The sequence below is a fragment of the Sediminibacter sp. Hel_I_10 genome (assembly GCF_000688335.1).
Taxonomy (GTDB): domain Bacteria; phylum Bacteroidota; class Bacteroidia; order Flavobacteriales; family Flavobacteriaceae; genus Psychroserpens.
In genome coordinates this window covers 1,611,513-1,628,897 of record NZ_JHZX01000001.1, presented here as the reverse complement: position 1 = coordinate 1,628,897, position 17,385 = coordinate 1,611,513, and the positions used below count along the sequence as shown (strand labels likewise).

17 protein-coding genes are annotated in these 17,385 nt (G+C 37.6%); 2 read left to right on the top strand and 15 right to left on the bottom strand.

Annotated elements, in window-relative coordinates; all coding sequences use genetic code 11:
* Positions 1–7: 7 nt before the first annotated feature.
* Both P176_RS0107265 and P176_RS0107260 read left to right on the top strand, forming a co-directional pair.
* Positions 8–490, top strand: coding sequence for a biopolymer transporter ExbD (locus P176_RS0107265; RefSeq protein ID WP_026754079.1), 483 nt, complete (start codon positions 8–10; stop codon positions 488–490).
* Positions 491–589: 99 nt separating this feature from the next.
* The gene (locus P176_RS0107260) at positions 590–1,318 is read left to right on the top strand and encodes a porin family protein (protein WP_026754078.1); all 729 of its coding nucleotides are present in this window, start codon (positions 590–592) and stop codon (positions 1,316–1,318) included.
* A gap of 2 nt (positions 1,319–1,320) precedes the next feature.
* On the opposite strand, the gene P176_RS0107255 is transcribed toward P176_RS0107260, so the two are convergent.
* The 15 genes from P176_RS0107255 to P176_RS0107185 all read right to left on the bottom strand — a co-directional run bounded on the left by P176_RS0107255 (position 1,321) and on the right by P176_RS0107185 (position 17,276).
* Complete coding sequence (locus tag P176_RS0107255) at positions 1,321–1,926, bottom strand: hypothetical protein (RefSeq protein WP_026754077.1); 606 nt, start codon at positions 1,924–1,926, stop codon at positions 1,321–1,323.
* Positions 1,926–3,392 carry an RNA polymerase factor sigma-54 gene (rpoN, locus tag P176_RS0107250; protein WP_026754076.1) on the bottom strand — a complete coding sequence of 489 codons (1,467 nt, stop codon included), beginning with the start codon at positions 3,390–3,392 and terminating at the stop codon, positions 1,926–1,928. The genes P176_RS0107255 and rpoN overlap by 1 nt, the downstream gene beginning before the upstream one ends.
* A gap of 220 nt (positions 3,393–3,612) precedes the next feature.
* Positions 3,613–5,043, bottom strand: coding sequence for an asparagine--tRNA ligase (asnS, locus tag P176_RS0107245; protein ID WP_156032972.1), 1,431 nt, complete (start codon positions 5,041–5,043; stop codon positions 3,613–3,615).
* Positions 5,044–5,072: 29 nt separating this feature from the next.
* Positions 5,073–7,478 (bottom strand): RND family transporter, encoded by a 2,406-nt coding sequence (locus P176_RS0107240; RefSeq protein WP_026754074.1) that lies wholly within the window; start codon positions 7,476–7,478, stop codon positions 5,073–5,075.
* A gap of 72 nt (positions 7,479–7,550) precedes the next feature.
* Positions 7,551–8,831, bottom strand: coding sequence for a hypothetical protein (locus P176_RS0107235; RefSeq protein ID WP_026754073.1), 1,281 nt, complete (start codon positions 8,829–8,831; stop codon positions 7,551–7,553).
* Between the two features lie 65 nt (positions 8,832–8,896).
* Positions 8,897–9,454, bottom strand: a complete 558-nt coding sequence (frr, locus tag P176_RS0107230; RefSeq protein ID WP_026754072.1) for a ribosome recycling factor — start codon at positions 9,452–9,454, stop codon at positions 8,897–8,899.
* Positions 9,455–9,516: 62 nt separating this feature from the next.
* A complete protein-coding gene (gene pyrH / locus P176_RS0107225; RefSeq protein ID WP_026754071.1) occupies positions 9,517–10,224 on the bottom strand; it encodes a UMP kinase in 708 nt (235 codons plus the stop codon).
* A gap of 133 nt (positions 10,225–10,357) precedes the next feature.
* The gene (gene tsf, locus P176_RS0107220; RefSeq protein WP_026754070.1) at positions 10,358–11,323 is read right to left on the bottom strand and encodes a translation elongation factor Ts; all 966 of its coding nucleotides are present in this window, start codon (positions 11,321–11,323) and stop codon (positions 10,358–10,360) included.
* Positions 11,324–11,436: 113 nt separating this feature from the next.
* Positions 11,437–12,258: a 30S ribosomal protein S2 gene (gene rpsB, locus P176_RS0107215; RefSeq protein ID WP_026754069.1), complete on the bottom strand. Its 822-nt coding sequence runs from the start codon at positions 12,256–12,258 to the stop codon at positions 11,437–11,439.
* Positions 12,259–12,475: 217 nt separating this feature from the next.
* The gene (rpsI, locus tag P176_RS0107210) at positions 12,476–12,862 is read right to left on the bottom strand and encodes a 30S ribosomal protein S9 (RefSeq protein ID WP_026754068.1); all 387 of its coding nucleotides are present in this window, start codon (positions 12,860–12,862) and stop codon (positions 12,476–12,478) included.
* On the bottom strand, positions 12,862–13,317 hold the full coding sequence (rplM, locus tag P176_RS0107205; RefSeq protein WP_026754067.1) for a 50S ribosomal protein L13: 456 nt from the start codon (positions 13,315–13,317) through the stop codon (positions 12,862–12,864). The genes rpsI and rplM overlap by 1 nt, the downstream gene beginning before the upstream one ends.
* Positions 13,318–13,541: 224 nt before the next feature.
* A complete protein-coding gene (locus P176_RS0107200; protein ID WP_026754066.1) occupies positions 13,542–14,360 on the bottom strand; it encodes a ferritin-like domain-containing protein in 819 nt (272 codons plus the stop codon).
* Positions 14,361–14,389: 29 nt separating this feature from the next.
* Entirely contained in the window at positions 14,390–15,127 is a 738-nt protein-coding gene (locus tag P176_RS0107195; protein WP_026754065.1) for a ferritin-like domain-containing protein, read from the bottom strand.
* Positions 15,128–15,437: 310 nt separating this feature from the next.
* On the bottom strand, positions 15,438–15,599 hold the full coding sequence (locus P176_RS20360; RefSeq protein ID WP_156032970.1) for a hypothetical protein: 162 nt from the start codon (positions 15,597–15,599) through the stop codon (positions 15,438–15,440).
* 216 nt (positions 15,600–15,815) lie between these two features.
* Complete coding sequence (locus tag P176_RS0107185) at positions 15,816–17,276, bottom strand: transporter substrate-binding domain-containing protein (RefSeq protein ID WP_231481205.1); 1,461 nt, start codon at positions 17,274–17,276, stop codon at positions 15,816–15,818.
* Positions 17,277–17,385: the final 109 nt, after the last annotated feature.

Genomic DNA, 17,385 nt, shown 5'->3' with positions numbered 1-17,385 from the left:
AAGTTAGATGTCTAAATTTAAGAATAAAAAAGATAATGCATTACCAGCTGTAAATACGGCGTCTTTGCCAGATATTGTATTTATGTTGTTATTCTTCTTCATGGTGGTTACTGTGATGAGAGAGGACACTTTGCTTATCGAAAACAAGTTGCCATTGGCTAACCAAGTCGAAAAGTTAGACAAGAAAAATCCAATTAGTTATATCTATATGGGTAAGCCGGCTAAAGGTTATGAAAAGTTTGGTACAGAAGCAAGATTACAGTTAAACGATAAGTTTGCCCAAATTGATGAAGTACAATCTTTTATTAATGCCGAGCGTGCAGCTCTAAGAGAAGAGTTGATTCCTTATTTAACGGTATCGCTTAAAGTAGATAGAGATGCAAATATGGGTATTGTTGGTGATGTGAAGCAAGAATTAAGAAAAGCAAATGCATTAAAGATCAACTATACTACTGGTACAGGTGACGCACTAGATAACATGAATAAATAATATTCAAATTAAATTTTTAATTAAAAGCATTCTGAAAAGGATGCTTTTTTTTGTTTATAGCATTTCTCAAATACTTGGTTATTCACTTATCTTTGAGTTATGAAAGAAGTGTTATTTATTTTAATTTTTATATTCTTAGGTGCAGGTCTTTCAGCACAAGAAGAAGGCGATCCAGTGACGTTAGCTATAGAGAATGACACGCTAAAGGTCGTAGACAATCGTTATCGCGAAGATCAGTTCTATGCTTCCATTACGTATAACCTATTAGGAAATAAACCTATTGGCGTATCTCAAAGCGGGTTTTCAACAGGATATCACTTCGGTTTTATTAGAGACATGCCTATTAATCCTCGTCGTAATGTAGCTATTGGTCTAGGGCTAGGAGTATCTACCAACTCTTATAATAATACCTTGTTGATCTCTGAGAGCATTAGTGGTTACGAGTATACCGTTCTTGATAGCGATATCAGTTATGACAAGAATAAGTTTACAAATTATCTGGTTGAAATTCCTTTAGAACTAAGATGGCGAACGTCAACGGCAACAGAATATAACTTTTGGCGCATCTATACTGGTTTTAAGTTGGGATATGTGGTTTATAATTCATCCAAATTTAACAGTAGTCTAGGAGATGTTAAGCTTTCTCAAATTGAGGATATCAATAGACTTCAGTACGGCCTTACCTTTAGTGTTGGCTATTCCAATATCAGTTTTCATATTTATTATGCCTTAAACACCATGTTCAATTCTGATGCTATTGTTGCTAATAATGGCGAAATGGTAGATATGAACGCCATTAAAATTGGATTGATGTTTTACATCTTATGAGACTAGATCCAATAGTTTAGGATGAGTAGTTGGGGTAATAGTCCCACAAAAAAGCCAATCACAAGTTCAATGACGGTGTGTGCCTTAAGATGAAGCCTTGAGGTGGCAATGGCTCCCATAATGATGCACATTAAGGCCATAGTGCCATTAATGTTGATCTTAAAATGAATGCTAAGAGCAATGGCGAACATAAAGAATCCAGCCGCACCAATCATATGAATACTCGCTTTAAAATTGACGAGCGCTAAGGCAAAACAGGTAATTGTTGATATTAAAATTCCTAAGAAAAAGTAATACAGTTCTGGTATGTCATCTATGGGTAACACTCTATTGATGATTAATAAGATCAAAATACCATTTATAAATAGGGGCAGACGACGTTCATTGGCAGTTGCTAAGTGTATGGACTCTACCTTTTTTATAGTTTTTAATAGAAAGTAAAGCAGAATGGGAAGCAATACGGTCAAAATGCTCAAGGAAAAAACCTTGGCATAAACGACGGTTTCTGGAATAAAACGCGGGGTTTTATGAAAATAGAAAATCACCCCAAGCAATGGCATCAATAAGGGGTGGAAGATATAGGATATGAGATTCAGTAAACGATTCATCAAATCTTTTTACGCAACCTAGCCACAGGAATATCTAACTGTTCCCGATATTTAGCAACTGTCCGTCTTGCAATAGGGTAGCCTTTTTCTTTAAGAATCTTCGCTAATTTTTCGTCGGTTAAGGGTTTGCGTTTGTCTTCATCTTCAAGCACCGTTTCCAAAATCTTTTTGATTTCTCGTGTGGAGACTTCTTCGCCTTGATCATTGGTCATGGATTCACTAAAAAACTCTTTGATGAGTTTGGTGCCATAGGGTGTGTCCACATATTTGCTATTGGCTACACGAGAAACGGTTGAGACATCCATTTCAATCTCATCAGCAATATCCTTTAAGATCATTGGGCGTAATTTACGCTCATCACCTGTTAAAAAGTATTCTTTTTGATAATGCATAATCGAGCTCATGGTTACAAATAGCGTTTGTTGGCGTTGTCTAATAGCCTCTATAAACCATTTTGCGGCGTCTAATTTTTGTTTGATGAACATGACCGCATCCTTTTGTGATTTGCTTTTATCCTTGGCCTCTTTATAGCCTTTCATCATGTTGCTATATTCTCGAGAGACATGAAGTTCGGGTGCATTTCTGCCGTTTAAGGTCAAGTCTAATTCGCCATCTACAATTCTAATGGCAAAATCAGGGACCACATGTTCTACAATGCGATTATTTCCAGAATAGGAGCCACCTGGTTTTGGGTTGAGATGCTCAATGGCTTCAATGGCATCTTTGAGTTGTTCTTCGGTAATGTCAAATTTATGCAGTAATTTTTTATAATGCTTTTTAGTAAATTGATCAAAGGCTTTATCAATGATATCTATGGCCAATTCTACATCGGGGTGTTTTTCCTTTCGGTGAAGCTGTATGCTTAAACATTCCTGGAGATTACGTGCTCCAACTCCGGCAGGATCCAATTCATGAACCTTATGTAGTACTTTTTCTATTTGCGCCTCTGTTGTAAAGATGTTTTGCGTAAAGGCAAGATCATCCATAATATCACTAAGGGAACGTCTGATGTAACCACTTTCGTCAACACTTCCCACTAGAAACTCGGCAATATCGCGCTCGTCGTCAGTAAGTCTAAAGGTGTTGAGCTGATTATTTAAATGCTGGGTAAAAGAGGTTCCTGCGGCATAGGGTACGTGCTTTTCCTCATCATCGGCACTGTAGTTATTAGCTTGGGTGCGGTAATCGGGGACGTCATCATCACTTAGATATTCATCAATGTTGATGTCTTCAGCTTCAATCGTATCATTATCATTGTAATCATCTTCAGAGTTGTCAAACTCATCAAAATTATCGTCAAACTCATCGTTATTTTCTTTACCGGTCTCCAAGGCCGGATTTTCCTCCAATTCTTGTTTTAGGCGTTGTTCAAAAGCTTGCGTAGGCAATTGTATCAACTTCATCAACTGGATTTGTTGAGGCGATAGCTTTTGTGATAATTTAAACTGAAGATATTGCTTAAGCATGTGTTAATTGAGATAAACTGTATGAGTAAAGTTAAAAAAACTATTGAGATTAGGGGTTTTGATAAGATTCTTTTAAGAGTTAGATTTAAGTCTTTAGTCGAAACAGCATCTTGAGTTCAGAACATTTCTGAAGCAATCATCCCCAAAAAAACCGTTCTGTGGGTGCAGAACGGTTATATCAATTAAAAAGCGGATGTCTAGTATATTTTAATAGCAGACATTAGAACTCTGCATTTTGTGGTGTTCTTGGGTAAGGAATGACGTCACGAATGTTGCCCATACCAGTAGCAAACATCACCAATCGTTCAAAGCCAAGACCAAAGCCAGAGTGAACTGCTGTACCATATTTACGTAAATCTAAGTACCACCACAATTCTTTTTCATCAATGTCTAGAGCCTTCATTTTTTCTTTTAACACTTCTAAACGTTCTTCACGTTGAGAGCCTCCTACCATTTCGCCAATACCAGGAAACAAGATATCCATAGCGCGAACGGTTTTGCCATCCTCATTTAAGCGCATATAAAAGGCCTTGATGTTTGCTGGGTAATCAAACAATATCACAGGACATTTAAAGTGTTTTTCTACCAAGAAGCGTTCGTGCTCACTTTGTAAGTCGGCACCCCATTCTTCAATAATATAGTTGAATTTTTTCTTCTTATTGGGTTTGCTGTTTTTTAGAATATCAATAGCCTCTGTATAGCTAACGCGTTTAAAATTGTTATCTACAACAAATTTTATTTTTTCAATTAGGCTCATGTCTGAACGCTCAGCCTGAGGTTTGGTTTTCTCTTCGTCTAATAGGCGTTGTTCTAGAAACTCCAAGTCTTCACGATTGTGCTCTAACACGTAATTTAAAACCGACTTCATAAAGGCTTCTGCCAAATCCATGTTACCTGCCAAATCCATAAAGGCAACTTCTGGCTCAATCATCCAGAATTCGGCCAAATGGCGAGAGGTGTTTGAGTTTTCTGCTCTAAACGTAGGGCCAAATGTATAGACCTTACCAAGTGCCATGGCGTAGGTTTCTGCTTCCAACTGTCCTGAAACTGTTAAGTTGGTTTCCTTTCCAAAGAAATCTTTTTTATAGTTAATGTCGCCGTTATCTTTTAACGGTGGGTTTTTAGGATCTAAGCCGCTCACTCGAAACATTTCGCCGGCACCTTCAGCATCACTTCCGGTAATAATAGGCGTGTGCATATGGTAAAACCCATTGTCATTAAAATACTTATGAATGGCAAAAGAAAGTGAAGATCTTAAACGCATCACGGCACTAAACGTACTTGTTCTTGTGCGTAAGTGCGCATTCTCACGAAGAAATTCAAAGGAGTGTTTTTTAGGTTGTATAGGGTATTCATCTGGATGTGAATCTCCCAAAATATCTAATGAGGTCACTTGAATTTCTACTTTTTGGCCTTTTCCTTGACTTTCTACCAATTCGCCTTTAATGTGAACGGCAGCTCCAGTCGTAATACGCTTTAAAGTAGCTTCATCTGTGTTTTCAAAATCTACCACACATTGGATATTATGTAGGGTAGAACCGTCATTTAGTGCAATAAAACGATTGGCTCTAAACGTTCTTACCCAGCCTTTGATTTCTATAGGCTGTAGGTTAATATCTTTAGTCAATAATTGTGAAACAGAATAGGTCATTACCATTGATTTTTTTTGCAAATATAATTTTATGAATTTGATTTTTCCTCAGAATCGTCGTCGTCCTCTGGGATGATATTGATAGTTGGTTCTCGCATGACTTCCTTATTGGCAATGCTGCGTTCTAACGCCAATAGAAGTGCAGGAAGCAGTAGTAAATTGGATAGCATGGCAAAAAGTAGGGTCGTAGAGACTAAGGCCCCTAAGGCAACAGTACCTCCAAAACTGGATATGGTGAAAACACTAAAGCCGAAGAACAGCACAATCGATGTATAAAACATGCTTACACCCGTTTCTCTAAGGGCTTTAAACACCGATTTACGAATCTTCCAATGATTGGCCTGTAATTCTTGACGGTATTTTGCCAAAAAGTGAATGGTGTCATCTACCGAAATACCAAAGGCGATGCTAAACACTAAAATAGTAGAAGGTTTTATCGGGACCCCGACATAACCCATAAGGCCAGCGGTAACTACCAAAGGCAGAATATTAGGGATAAGCGATACAATAATCATTTTAAAAGACCGGAACATGTAGGCCATAAATAACGAAATCAATAGAATAGCGAGCGATAATGAAATGGCTAAATTCTTGACCAAATACTTGGTGCCTTTTTGAAACACCAAAGCCTTACCGGTTAAGATGACGTCATAACGGTCTTCTGGAAATTCTTTATTGATCTTGGCTTGCAGATCTTCTTCAATACGTTCAATACGTTCAGTACTCACATCCATAAGAAAGGTGGTGATGCGAGCATATTGACCAGTGCTGTCCACCAAATTTTTAAGGAGGTTAACATCTGATGACGAGTTTTTAGCATAGCTTAAGATAAAGCTGTTCTCTTGTCTCGTTGGAAGTTGGTAGTATTTGGGATTACCGTTGTAATAAGCCTGTTTGCTATACTTTACGAGACTTACTATAGAAATAGGTCTGGATAGCTCAGGAATCTCTGAGATGAGCTCCTCTAAGCGTTCCATACGCTCCAAAGTACTTAACTTCATAACACCTTTTTTACGTTTGGTGTCTATCATGATTTCTAAAGGCATAATGCCATTGAATTCTTTTTCAAAAAAGCGGATGTCCTTAAAAAAGGGTTCTTCTTGGGGCATGTCTTCAATCATGCTTCCAGAAATCTTGATTTGGTAGATGCCTATAATTCCTGCAACGACAAGAATGAGGGCCGAGGCGTAAATCGCAATTTTTTGCTCTTTTACCATCATGACCGTCCAATCTACAAAAGTGCCAATCCATCGTTTGTTTAAGTGCTCAAGATGACGGTCTTTAGGGTAAGGTAAAAAGGTATAAATGATAGGGATTACCAACAGGCACAAGAAAAATATGGCCAAAATACTCAAGGAGGCTACTATACCAAACTCTTTTAAAAGGGTGCTTTCTGTTAAGATGAAGGTGGCAAAACCTGAAGCGGTAGTCACATTTGTCATCAATGTGGCGTTCCCAATTTTGGTGATGACCCTTTGAAGCGATTTTACCTTATTGCCATGTAACTGGACTTCGTGTTGGTATTTATTAATAAGGAAAATACAGTTTGGAATCCCGATAACAATAATGAGTGGTGGGATTAAAGCCGTTAAAACGGTGATCTCGTATCGTAATAATCCAATGATGCCAAACGTCCACATTACCCCAACACAAACTACGATTAAGGAAATGAACGTAGCCCGAAATGATCTGAAAAACAAAAAGAAAATCAGTGAGGTTACCAACAGTGCGGCACCTATAAATAGGCCGATTTCGTCAACAATATTTTGTGAGTTAAGGGTCCTGATATAAGGCATGCCAGAAACTCTAACATCTAAATCATTGACCTCTTCAAAGGTCTTAATCCTTTTTTCTAAGGTGTTAACAATAAAATCTTTACGGGCCTCGGTGTTAACGATATCTTTTTTGAGGTAGATAGCGGTCCTAACCGTTTTGTTTTTTTTGTTGAAGAGAAAATTGTCGTAAAATGGATATTGCTCAAAGAGTTCCCTTTGCAACTCATCAACTTGGGCTTGAGAGGATAGGCTGTCCTTTATAAAAGGTTCCAAATCAAATTTTTGGGCAGAAGTATTCTTGACCAGTTTTTGAAGATCTTTTATAGAAACTACAGTTTCTACCGCATCATAAGCTTTAAAGTCATCAGAAAGTTGGTTCCAAGCATTTAGCTTTTCCGCCGTAAAAAAAGAGGAGTCTTTAACCCCTAAAACAATAAGGTTACCTTCTTCTCCAAACACTTTGAGGAAATCGTTATACACGATATTGACCTCGTGATCATCTGGTAATAAATTAGCCTCAGAGTAGGTGAATCGCATGTATTTCCACTGAGAACTAAAAAATATAGTAGCGAGAATAATGACGAAAAGGATGCCGATTTTATTGCGAAGAATTATTCGCGCGGCAATCTCCCAAAATCTAGTTGTAAATAGTTTAGACATTTTCCTGTTGAAAGAACCGTAAAGGTAGAAAAAAGCTGAGGATAAGGCTTATAAAATAAAGATATATTATTGCTACTCTAAACTAATATTAAAGGTAAATTTTAAAGCAATATTATCTTCAAATACAGGAAGGTGATAACTTCCATATCTGTAGGCAAAGCTCAAACCAAAGCCTAAGAGTAGTTTGTTAAGCTCAAACCCTGCTTCAGAATAGCCTTTGGATAGGGTGCCAAAGCTAATATTTTGATGGCGTTCAATGTCGTGCATATTACCTATGGCATGCCTTGAGATGAGTACCAATTGCGGTTGGTAGCTGTCTGTAAACTTAAAAGGCTTTACAAAATGTTTTAATTGAAGGATCGCAAATCGATCTGAGAAAAACTCATTAAAATACATAGTTTCAAAACTGTTGATTCCTGCTACAGAAAAACGTTGTAAAATCGTTTCTTTATTGATATTGTTTGGATACGCATGGTATAAATGAGCCAAAGGCGTCTTTCCCGTGGCAATACCACCAGTGACAGTGGCCTCTGTAAATACCTCATCATTATATTGAAACTTGTGGATGGTTCTAAAATCTGCCTTAAAGAAGTTGAAATCACCCTTGGCCACATCCTTGAAGCTCTGGGTCAATTGAAGCGTAAATTTTGGATAGCCTGATGTTGCTTCGGAAACCCCCAAATCATTAACCTCAAATTTGTCGAATGGGCTCCATTGTAACGACATCTTTGCCGTAGAGATATCCCAGGACCTAAACGCTTTATCGTCTACATTAAAAGCATAATTGTAGGTGGGGCTTACTTTGCTAATGGCAAATTCTGTCTCAGAAAGCAGATGTTTGGTAATCTCATGTTCTACAGAAACGGCCTTTGTGATGTGCTTGTGAAAAAGGTCGATATTGAGAAGGCGTGGTTCAAAAAATGAGAAAAACCGTTTATCTGTCATAAAGGTATAGCTCCCAGTTTCAGTCAAATCATCGGTGTAGGAAAGGTTGACCCACGTATTGGTCGATTCACTAACTCTAAAACCACCGCCAATGCGATATTTAAAGCGATGATCTTTAAAACCGTAAACCACATAACTATTGATACGGTATTTTTCTGAGAAGGCATCATTGGTAACGCCGCCCAATCCAGACCTTAAGCCTTCATACTGGTTGAATTTAACCAAGTACCTCAAATCAATATTTAAAAACTTGGTAGGAAAATACCCGTTGCCAAGCTGTTTGAGGTAACGCTTTTTACTTAAAGAATCGTTATCAACACCGGCAGAATCAATTTCAGTTGTGGGTACTTGAGCGTACATCACAAACGAAGAACAAATTAAAAATAGCAGAACTACCAGTTTATGCATTGAGGGACGGTAAGGGGAGATTAATTAATTGCAAAAAAAAGCGACTTTTTTAGTCGCTTTATGTTTTAAACGGTCATGATTTCTTTTTCCTTGACCTCATAGACTTCATCAACTTTCTTAACGTACTTATCTGTTAATTGTTGTACGTCTATTTCTGCATTTGCTTTTAAATCTTCAGAAGCATCTTCAAGATCCTTGATATCATTATTGGCGTCTTTTCTTGCTGCGCGAATACTCACTTTAGCATCTTCTGCTTCTGCTTTGGCCTGCTTAGAAAGGGTTTTTCTACGCTCCTCAGTTAAAGGTGGTACATTGATGATGATGAGATCTCCGTTATTCATTGGATTCAATCCAAGATTGGCGTTCATAATGCTACGCTCAATTTCTTGAAGCATGTTTTTTTCCCAAGGTTGTACGGTTATGGTTCTACCATCTGGGGTATTCACATTGGCAACTTGACTTAACGGTGTTTGTGAACCGTAATAATCTACCATAACACTTCCTAACATGGCAGGACTGGCTTTACCGGCTCTAATGTTTACAAATTGTTTTTCCAGATGCTTTATCGCGTTCTGCATAGATTCCTTAGTGGAATCGATTATAAATTTAATGTCTTCGTTCATTGTATTTTAAATTTTGATTGTTCTAAAACAACAACTTTAGTGTCTATTCTTGAGTGCAAGACTTAAAGATTGACTTTGGTGCCAATATTTTCGCCAGTGACCACTTTCATCAAATTACCTTTCTTGTTCATATCAAACACAATGATGGGTAAGTTGTTCTCTTGGCTTAAGGTAAAGGCAGTGGTATCCATCACCTTTAATCCTTTTCTAAGTACATCATCAAAGGTAATATGTTCAAATTTAATGGCATTGGTGTTTTTTTCAGGATCTGCGTCATAGATGCCATCTACGCGAGTGCCTTTTAAAATCACATCGGCTTCAATTTCTATAGCTCTTAAAACGGCGGCAGAATCTGTTGTGAAATAAGGATTTCCTGTGCCACCACCAAAGATAACGACGCGTCCTTTATTAAGGTGGCTCATTGCCTTACGTCTAATAAACGGTTCGGCAACTTCATTAATTTTAATGGCTGTTTGCAATCTCGTTTTTACTTCAGCATCTTCTAAGGCATTTTGCAATGCCAAACCATTGATTACTGTGGCCAACATGCCCATGTAATCTCCTTGAACCCGATCCATACCGTTCATGGCGCCAGCGACCCCACGAAAAATGTTTCCACCGCCAATAACAATGGCAACTTCAACTCCTAGTTCTGTAATTTCCTTAATATCTTTGGCATACTCTGATAAACGATCTGGGTCAATGCCGTATTGCCTTGATCCCATGAGTGCCTCGCCAGATAATTTTAGGAGAATTCTTTTGTATTTCATTTTAAATGTCTTTCGGAGTCTGTAAAACTTAGATTAAGCAAATATAATCATAATTGCAATTTACAAAAGTAGATATTAGACATAAAAAAACCTCTCGGTTAAGAGAGGTTTTTTTTATAAAGGGTTTTAAGAATTAACCAACGGTTACTCTTTTGAATCCTGTAACTTCAACATCACCGTAAGTCTTCACGTATTCGGCTACGGTTAGCTTATCATCTTTAATGAATTTTTGGTCTAAAAGACATTGTTCTTGATCTAATGTCGTGTTATCAGAGATGAAACGCTCCATTTTTCCTGGAAGAATACGATCCCAAATTTGCTCAGGCTTACCTTCAGCTTTAAGTTCTGCTTTAGCAGCTTCTTCAGCTTCTGCCATAACTTCTGGAGTTAATTGTGCCATAGAGATGTATGATGGTACGTTTTTTTGAGTTTTACCCAAACGTCCCAACTCAATATTATCTTTTTCGATCTCTGCAATTCTAGCTTCAGTTTCTGAAGCGATGTAAGCAGGATCAAAATCTTTGTAAGACAATGTTGTCGCGCCCATAGAGGCTACTTGCATTGCGACATCTTTAACTAGCGTCTCAACATTATCAACAGATTTAGAAAGACCTACCAAAGCTGCAATTTTATTGATGTGCACGTACTGACCTACGTAAGGGGCATCTAATTTTTCAAAAGCTGTGATGTCTAATTTCTCACCAATCACACCAGTTTGTTCTGTTAATTTATCAGCAACGGTCATTCCTTTAAAATCAGCATCAAGAAATGCTTCTTTAGTACTAAAGTTTAAAGCAACGTCTCCCATGTCATTTGCCAATGCTACGAAGTTCTCGTTTTTTCCAACGAAATCAGTTTCGCAACCTAACACGATAGCAACACCAGAAGTGTTGTCATCATTAATATTAGCTATAGCTGCACCTTCAGAGGAATCTCTATCGGCTCTTTTCTCAGCAACTTTTTGACCTTTTTTACGTAAAACTTCGATAGCTTTATCAAAATCACCTTCAGCTTCAACCAACGCTTTTTTGCAGTCCATCATACCTGCACCAGTTGCTTGTCTTAATTTATTTACTTCTGCGGCTGTTACTTTAACCATAATGTATGTTATTTTGAATTAAAAAAAGTCGTTTAATTTTTTGACTTTGCTGGCTCTGGGCCAAAGTGCAAAGAAAAGAATTAAACGACTTTTAAATGTTTTGAAATTGTTATTTATTCTTCTTCTTCGCTAGATACTGCTTTTGCTTTTTTAGGTTCAGCTTTAGCATCATCTTTTGATTCTGATTTTACTTCTTTTTTAGCAGCTGAAGATTTTTCGCTCTTCGCTTCTTTTTCAGTTTTCTCAGATTTTCTTTCAGAAAGACCATCTGCAACTGCTGAAGTTACACAAGACATGATTTTCTCGATAGATTTAGAAGCATCGTCATTAGACGGGATTAAATAATCTACTTCGCGAGGATCTGAATTGGTATCCACCATTGCGAAAATTGGAATATTTAATTTTTGAGCTTCTTTAATGGCAATATGCTCACGTTTGATATCAACTACGAACAAAGCACCTGGTAAACGTGTCATGTCAGAAATGGAACCTAAGTTTTTTTCTAGTTTAGCACGTTGACGATCTACTTGTAAACGCTCTTTCTTGGAAAGGGAATTGAACGTACCGTCCTTTTTCATTCTATCAATAGAGGCCATTTTCTTCACCGCTTTTCTAATAGTGATAAAGTTGGTTAACATGCCACCAGGCCATCTTTCTGTGATATAAGGCATATTAACATTGCCAGCTTTTTCAGCAACAATATCTTTTGCTTGTTTTTTTGTAGCAACAAAAAGAATTTTCTTTCCAGAAGCCGCTATTTTTTGAAGAGCTTCTCCAGTTTCTTGAATTTTTGCTGCAGTCTTGTAAAGGTTGATAATATGGATACCATTACGTTCCATATAAATATAAGGAGCCATGTTTGGATCCCATTTTCTTGTAAGGTGACCAAAGTGTACACCTGCTTCAAGTAAGTCTTTTACTTCTACTTTTTCCATGTTGTAATTGTTTACGTTCTGTTAATTAGCAATGATCAAGTGGTCACTTTCGATCGCCTCAACCATTTAGATGCTAAACTTTTTTGCTCCCGAATTGATTCCGGAATTTTTTTTAAAAGACATCTACTTCTCAATATATTATTGAGAAATAGATGTTTTGTTTTGATTGAACCAGATTGAGATTATTGCAGAGCAATACCCAATTGATTGGTAAATCTTAACGTTTAGAGAATTGGAATTTCTTACGCGCTTTCTTCTGACCGAATTTCTTACGCTCAACCATTCTTGGGTCTCTTGTTAATAATCCTTCTGGCTTTAATATTAATCTGTTTTCTGCATCAAGCTCACACATAGCGCGAGATAATGCTAAACGGATCGCTTCTGCTTGGCCGGTTACCCCACCACCAAAAACGTTTACTGTAATATCAAAGTTGCCATCATTGTTAGTCATGGCTAAAGGTTGGTTTACTTTGTACTGCAATGTTGCAGTAGGAAAATAAGCCGCCACGTCTTTTTTGTTCACCGTGATTTTGCCGTTTCCTTCGGCAAGGTACACACGAGCAACAGCCGTCTTTCTACGGCCGATTTTGTGAATTACTTCCATTAGTTAAATTCGTTTAAATTAATTGTTTTTGGTTTTTGAGCATCGTATTTGTGCTCTGAACCAACAACAACATTGAGATTACGGAATAATACTGCACCCAATTTGTTTTTCGGCAGCATTCCCTTTACTGATTTTTCCACGAGCCTTGCTGGATCTTTTCCAAACAGTTCTGTCGCAGTTAAACTTCTTTGACCACCTGGATAACCTGTGTGACGAATGTACGTCTTGTCTTTCCACTTGTTTCCGGTTAAGTTGATTTTCTCTGCGTTGATAACAATGACGTTATCTCCACAATCAACATGTGGTGTGAAGTTTGGCTTGTGTTTGCCTCTTAAAAGTATCGCTACTTTAGAAGCTAAACGCCCTAGCGTTTGATCTGCAGCGTCAACCAAAACCCACTCTTTATTAACAGTAGCTTTGTTTGCTGAAATCGTTTTGTAGCTTAATGTATCCACACGTATTGATTTGCATCACGCCTTGTGACGTGATTAGTTAAACATTCCTCTTTCCAAAAGAGTTTGCAAATTTACGATTATATATTTGATTACCAAATAGCGGGCTTTCGAAATTTTGAAATATTTCTTATGATAGATAGTCATAGCGATCAATTTGTTAAAACTTCATGTCAGGGCAAAAAAAAACTGCCGTGTAGGGCAGTTTTTTAATTACGAAACAAAAATTAACTAACAATGAATAAACTTGCAATTGCTGTTGCTTCAGCTCCAGTTAAAATTTCATCATAAGCTTCGGTTGAAGCATCTACTGAAAATGGTAATCCATCGCCAAGTGTGGTTACATCTAGACCACCTTGCATCACATTCTCTTCGCCATCATATACGGCTTGTGTTTGTGTAGGCATGCCAGCACCGCGCTCGTCTCTTGTAATCCATCCTTTTAGGCCTCTAATTCTTCTAATTTCTGAAGCATGTCTGGCTTCAACAGAATGTATTTGTAAACCAGCTGTTAAAAATGCAGATCCCTGCAGGTTTCCTGCTTGTCCTTTATATGCTCTTACACCAGTATCTTCAAAAGCTTGTGCTAAAGCTAAAAGCTGAGCATAGGCATTTGGATTATCGGGATTGAATGGATCGAATAAACCTCCAGCGGTAAAGTCAAATTCTGGTTTTTCAATGGGTGTAGCACCTGCATTGGTCAATCCAGCAATTAAAAAGTCAACGTGCGCTTGCTCATGCTGGGATATTTTTTGGTAGACGGTAATCACATCAGGATCTGTTATCACATTAGAGGCAAGGGCCAAATCGTAAAATTCGTCTTCTAAATATTCTAGGGTTAATGCTAATTGAAGCGCATCTACTGCGTTATTGGCATTTTGATAGGCATAGGTTTTATTTGGAACCGCCGCTAATCCTAAAGGAATGGCCGCTAAAAGCGCTTTTTTGCTCAATGATCCTAATTGTCCGAAAGCATCACGTCTTGAAGACTTCTTCTCGTTAAGACTTTCGTTAGTAAATTCGTCTAAAAATTTTATAATATTCATAATATTCGATTTAATGAGTTAGTAATTAATTACGGTAAGTTATTTGCAGTAAAAGGCGTCACAATAAATCCAGTATCACCCACTGCCGCTAAAATTGCAGATGGATCTTGAGCGCGATCCAATCCCGTAGCTGGATCTACAACATCATCTCCTGCGAAATCTGCAGAACCTGGATTGATCAAGGTTCTAATAGCAGAAGCATGTCTTGCTTCTACAGAAACAATTTTACCGGCCAGTACCAAATAGCCTGGATCAGTAATTAATTTACCAGCACCATTGTAAGCAGAAACTCCAGTATCTTCTAGAACCTTTGCTGTTCCTAAAACGGCATTTCGATTATTGAAGTCTAAACCGCCATAATCAAACTCTAAATCTGGTAATTTTGCCGAAATATTTTCACCTACAGCTGCAGAAATTGCTGCGCTAAAAAACTCTCTATGGTTCACCTCGTGATTATATAAGTCTTGAAGTACTTGCTTTTCAATTTCGTTTGCGCCAGACCAATAAGAACCATTAAGTACCTTAGTATAAAAATCGGCTTCTAGTTGCTCAAGTGCATAAGCGTAATTTAAAACACCTAAATCTCCAGACCCAAGATCAAATATGGAAGGTTGAGGACCGTTGTTCATCATGTCGTCATCGTCACTACAGGCTATTAAAAGACCTGATCCTAAGGCCGCCATTCCACTTAGTTTTAGAAATTGGCGTCTACTTTTGGAAGATCTACTCGATGTAGTACTTACTTTTAAAATTTGCTTGTTTTTCATTTTGTTTGTGATTTTGATTAAACTTTCGGTTGATATCTTATCTTCGGTGGAAGCGTGATGTTATTGAAACTGTACCTCCATATATAATACTTAACGAAAAAAAGGACAGGTCGGTTTTTATAATTAGCATTTTTTAACATAAAAAAATAAAAATATCATTTAAACGAACACTTATTGAGCGTTATTGGTAATAAAGAGTGCCTATTTACGCTAATGGTTCGATTTAAAACCTTTCATCGTAGATCACAAAAAAAGTTAGAAGGTAAAACTTCTAACTTAAGGACAAAAGGGTTGTATTGAGGCTAGACTACTAGCGCTTCAGTTGTTTGATATTCTTCACTTTTTTCTTTTCTTCTTTTTGTTGGTATAGGGCGTAGGCTAAAATAGCCATCTCCAATCCCAATATGGCCAGCTTTGCTTTTTTACTTTTAGTAAATGCTCCTGTTAAACCTAAAACTTTTGTAATAATCATAATATGTTTTCCTTTAATGTGTTTAAATCGATGTTTTCAATAGGAATTCAATTTAAGGAATTGAATGCTCGTAGTTGAACTTAAATACAATGGAACTTAACCCAAAACAAATTATTAAGATAAATACAGGTCGATCTTGACTGAGCACACCAACTTCATGAATTTAGGGTATGTGTTAAAATGTAAAATTCATTGATAGAAAAGAATTGTATTACATCATTCCCCAATAAACTGCTTGTAATGTGAGTAGCGCTCATAAATTTGATTGACGTAATTGTAAGGTTCAACACCTCTTACGTAGCCGTATTTTACCACGGGATCATTATAATGTTTGGGAGAACTGAGTGCTAAAACCATGTCTTCCACATTGTCATCCCAACGCGAGGCGTCAAGTCCATTTTTTTGGGCTAGATTTTGGGCGTCTATTACGTGATAAAGTCCGCAATTATAGGAGGCCATCGTAAATTTTGCACGTTGAGTGGAATCTTCAATAGTCTCAAAATTATTCCAAATATCATTGAGGTAAGTGGTGCCGCCTCTAATGCTCTGTACGGGATCGCTTCTATCGGTAACGCCTAACTCTTCTGCGGTTTTCGGCATCAGTTGCATGAGACCTTCGGCATTGGCCCAAGAACTATTTTTGGGATCAAATCGAGATTCTTGATAAATGAGCGCAGCCACAAGGCGCCAATCCCAGTTGATGCGCTGGGAATGGGTTTGAATAAGCGCATCGTATGGGCTAATCTCTTCTTTATTCAAACTGTAAAAATCACTTTTGACCCGTCTTCTAAAATCTTTTTTGTTTTTGAAATACTTATTATAGATCACATTGTAATCCACTTCCTTTTTGAGGTTTTCTAGCCAAAGATTGGTTTCCTTTAAGAGTTCGGGAGAGTTAGATCGTGTTGCCCAGGCAATCCGTTGCGAAAAACTCACGGGCACATCTACATCAAGTATGGGATAATAGGAAGCCATGATTTTGGCAATGTTGCTGTCTGCAATGGTATATTTAAGGTCGCCGCTCACCACTTTCTTGATGATTTGATCTGTAGACATTTCACCAGAAAGCTCATTGACAAAAATAGGACCGCCAAGTTCTTCGGAAAGATTGGCCACGCGCTTACTGTAAGAAGATCCTTTTCTAATAGAGACCGTATCTTGTAGTAATTCTATGGCATCGTGTATCAATGCATTTTCTAATTTGTGCCAATGCATGGTTCGCCAGTTATCTGGCTTTTTTTGTACCAAGACCTGTTTGGTCAAATAGAGGTAATTTGTAAAGGACACTGCTTTTTTTCGGTTGGAAGTAATCGTAAGGCCGTGTGCCAATAGATCTCCTTCGCCTTTATTCAGCTTGGTAATGAGCTCATCTAAGTTCTTGACGACTACAATTTCAAGTTCGACGTCTAAATGTTTGGCAAAACGTTTCAGCATATCAAACTCGTAACCCATGGGTTGTCCTTTATACAAAAAATAGCTTGTACCACTATATACGGTAAGTGCTCTTAGTTTTCCCTCTTTTTTGATGGCCTCTAAATCTCGCGTGATAATGGGGGCTTCAATTAATGTATCGGTCTCTATGGTAGATTGGTCTGACGGCCCACAACTAGCAATGCACAATAGGGATATCAAAAGATATGCGAAAGCCATCTTAGCACAGGTAATTCTTGACATCATGTTAAAGAAAGTATTGGTTAGGACTTATAATATACTAAAAATCTACGACTTGCTTAAACGGTCTAGAAACAGGAACCATTGAAATGGATTGTTGATATGCTAATTAAGA

Bases quoted from the DNA above. Each gene is read 5' to 3' on its own strand.
- P176_RS0107265 (WP_026754079.1), top strand. From the start codon at position 8: ATGTCTAAATTTAAGAATAAAAAAGATAATGCATTACCAGCTGTAAAT.
- P176_RS0107260 (WP_026754078.1), top strand. From the start codon at position 590: ATGAAAGAAGTGTTATTTATTTTAATTTTTATATTCTTAGGTGCAGGT.
- P176_RS0107255 (WP_026754077.1), bottom strand. From the start codon at position 1,926: ATGAATCGTTTACTGAATCTCATATCCTATATCTTCCACCCCTTATTG.
- rpoN (WP_026754076.1), bottom strand. From the start codon at position 3,392: ATGCTTAAGCAATATCTTCAGTTTAAATTATCACAAAAGCTATCGCCT.
- asnS (WP_156032972.1), bottom strand. From the start codon at position 5,043: ATGACCTATTCTGTTTCACAATTATTGACTAAAGATATTAACCTACAG.
- P176_RS0107240 (WP_026754074.1), bottom strand. From the start codon at position 7,478: ATGTCTAAACTATTTACAACTAGATTTTGGGAGATTGCCGCGCGAATA.
- P176_RS0107235 (WP_026754073.1), bottom strand. From the start codon at position 8,831: ATGCATAAACTGGTAGTTCTGCTATTTTTAATTTGTTCTTCGTTTGTG.
- frr (WP_026754072.1), bottom strand. From the start codon at position 9,454: ATGAACGAAGACATTAAATTTATAATCGATTCCACTAAGGAATCTATG.
- pyrH (WP_026754071.1), bottom strand. From the start codon at position 10,224: ATGAAATACAAAAGAATTCTCCTAAAATTATCTGGCGAGGCACTCATG.
- tsf (WP_026754070.1), bottom strand. From the start codon at position 11,323: ATGGTTAAAGTAACAGCCGCAGAAGTAAATAAATTAAGACAAGCAACT.
- rpsB (WP_026754069.1), bottom strand. From the start codon at position 12,258: ATGGAAAAAGTAGAAGTAAAAGACTTACTTGAAGCAGGTGTACACTTT.
- rpsI (WP_026754068.1), bottom strand. From the start codon at position 12,862: ATGGAAGTAATTCACAAAATCGGCCGTAGAAAGACGGCTGTTGCTCGT.
- P176_RS0107200 (WP_026754066.1), bottom strand. From the start codon at position 14,360: ATGAATATTATAAAATTTTTAGACGAATTTACTAACGAAAGTCTTAAC.
- P176_RS0107195 (WP_026754065.1), bottom strand. From the start codon at position 15,127: ATGAAAAACAAGCAAATTTTAAAAGTAAGTACTACATCGAGTAGATCT.
- P176_RS20360 (WP_156032970.1), bottom strand. From the start codon at position 15,599: ATGATTATTACAAAAGTTTTAGGTTTAACAGGAGCATTTACTAAAAGT.
- P176_RS0107185 (WP_231481205.1), bottom strand. From the start codon at position 17,276: ATGATGTCAAGAATTACCTGTGCTAAGATGGCTTTCGCATATCTTTTG.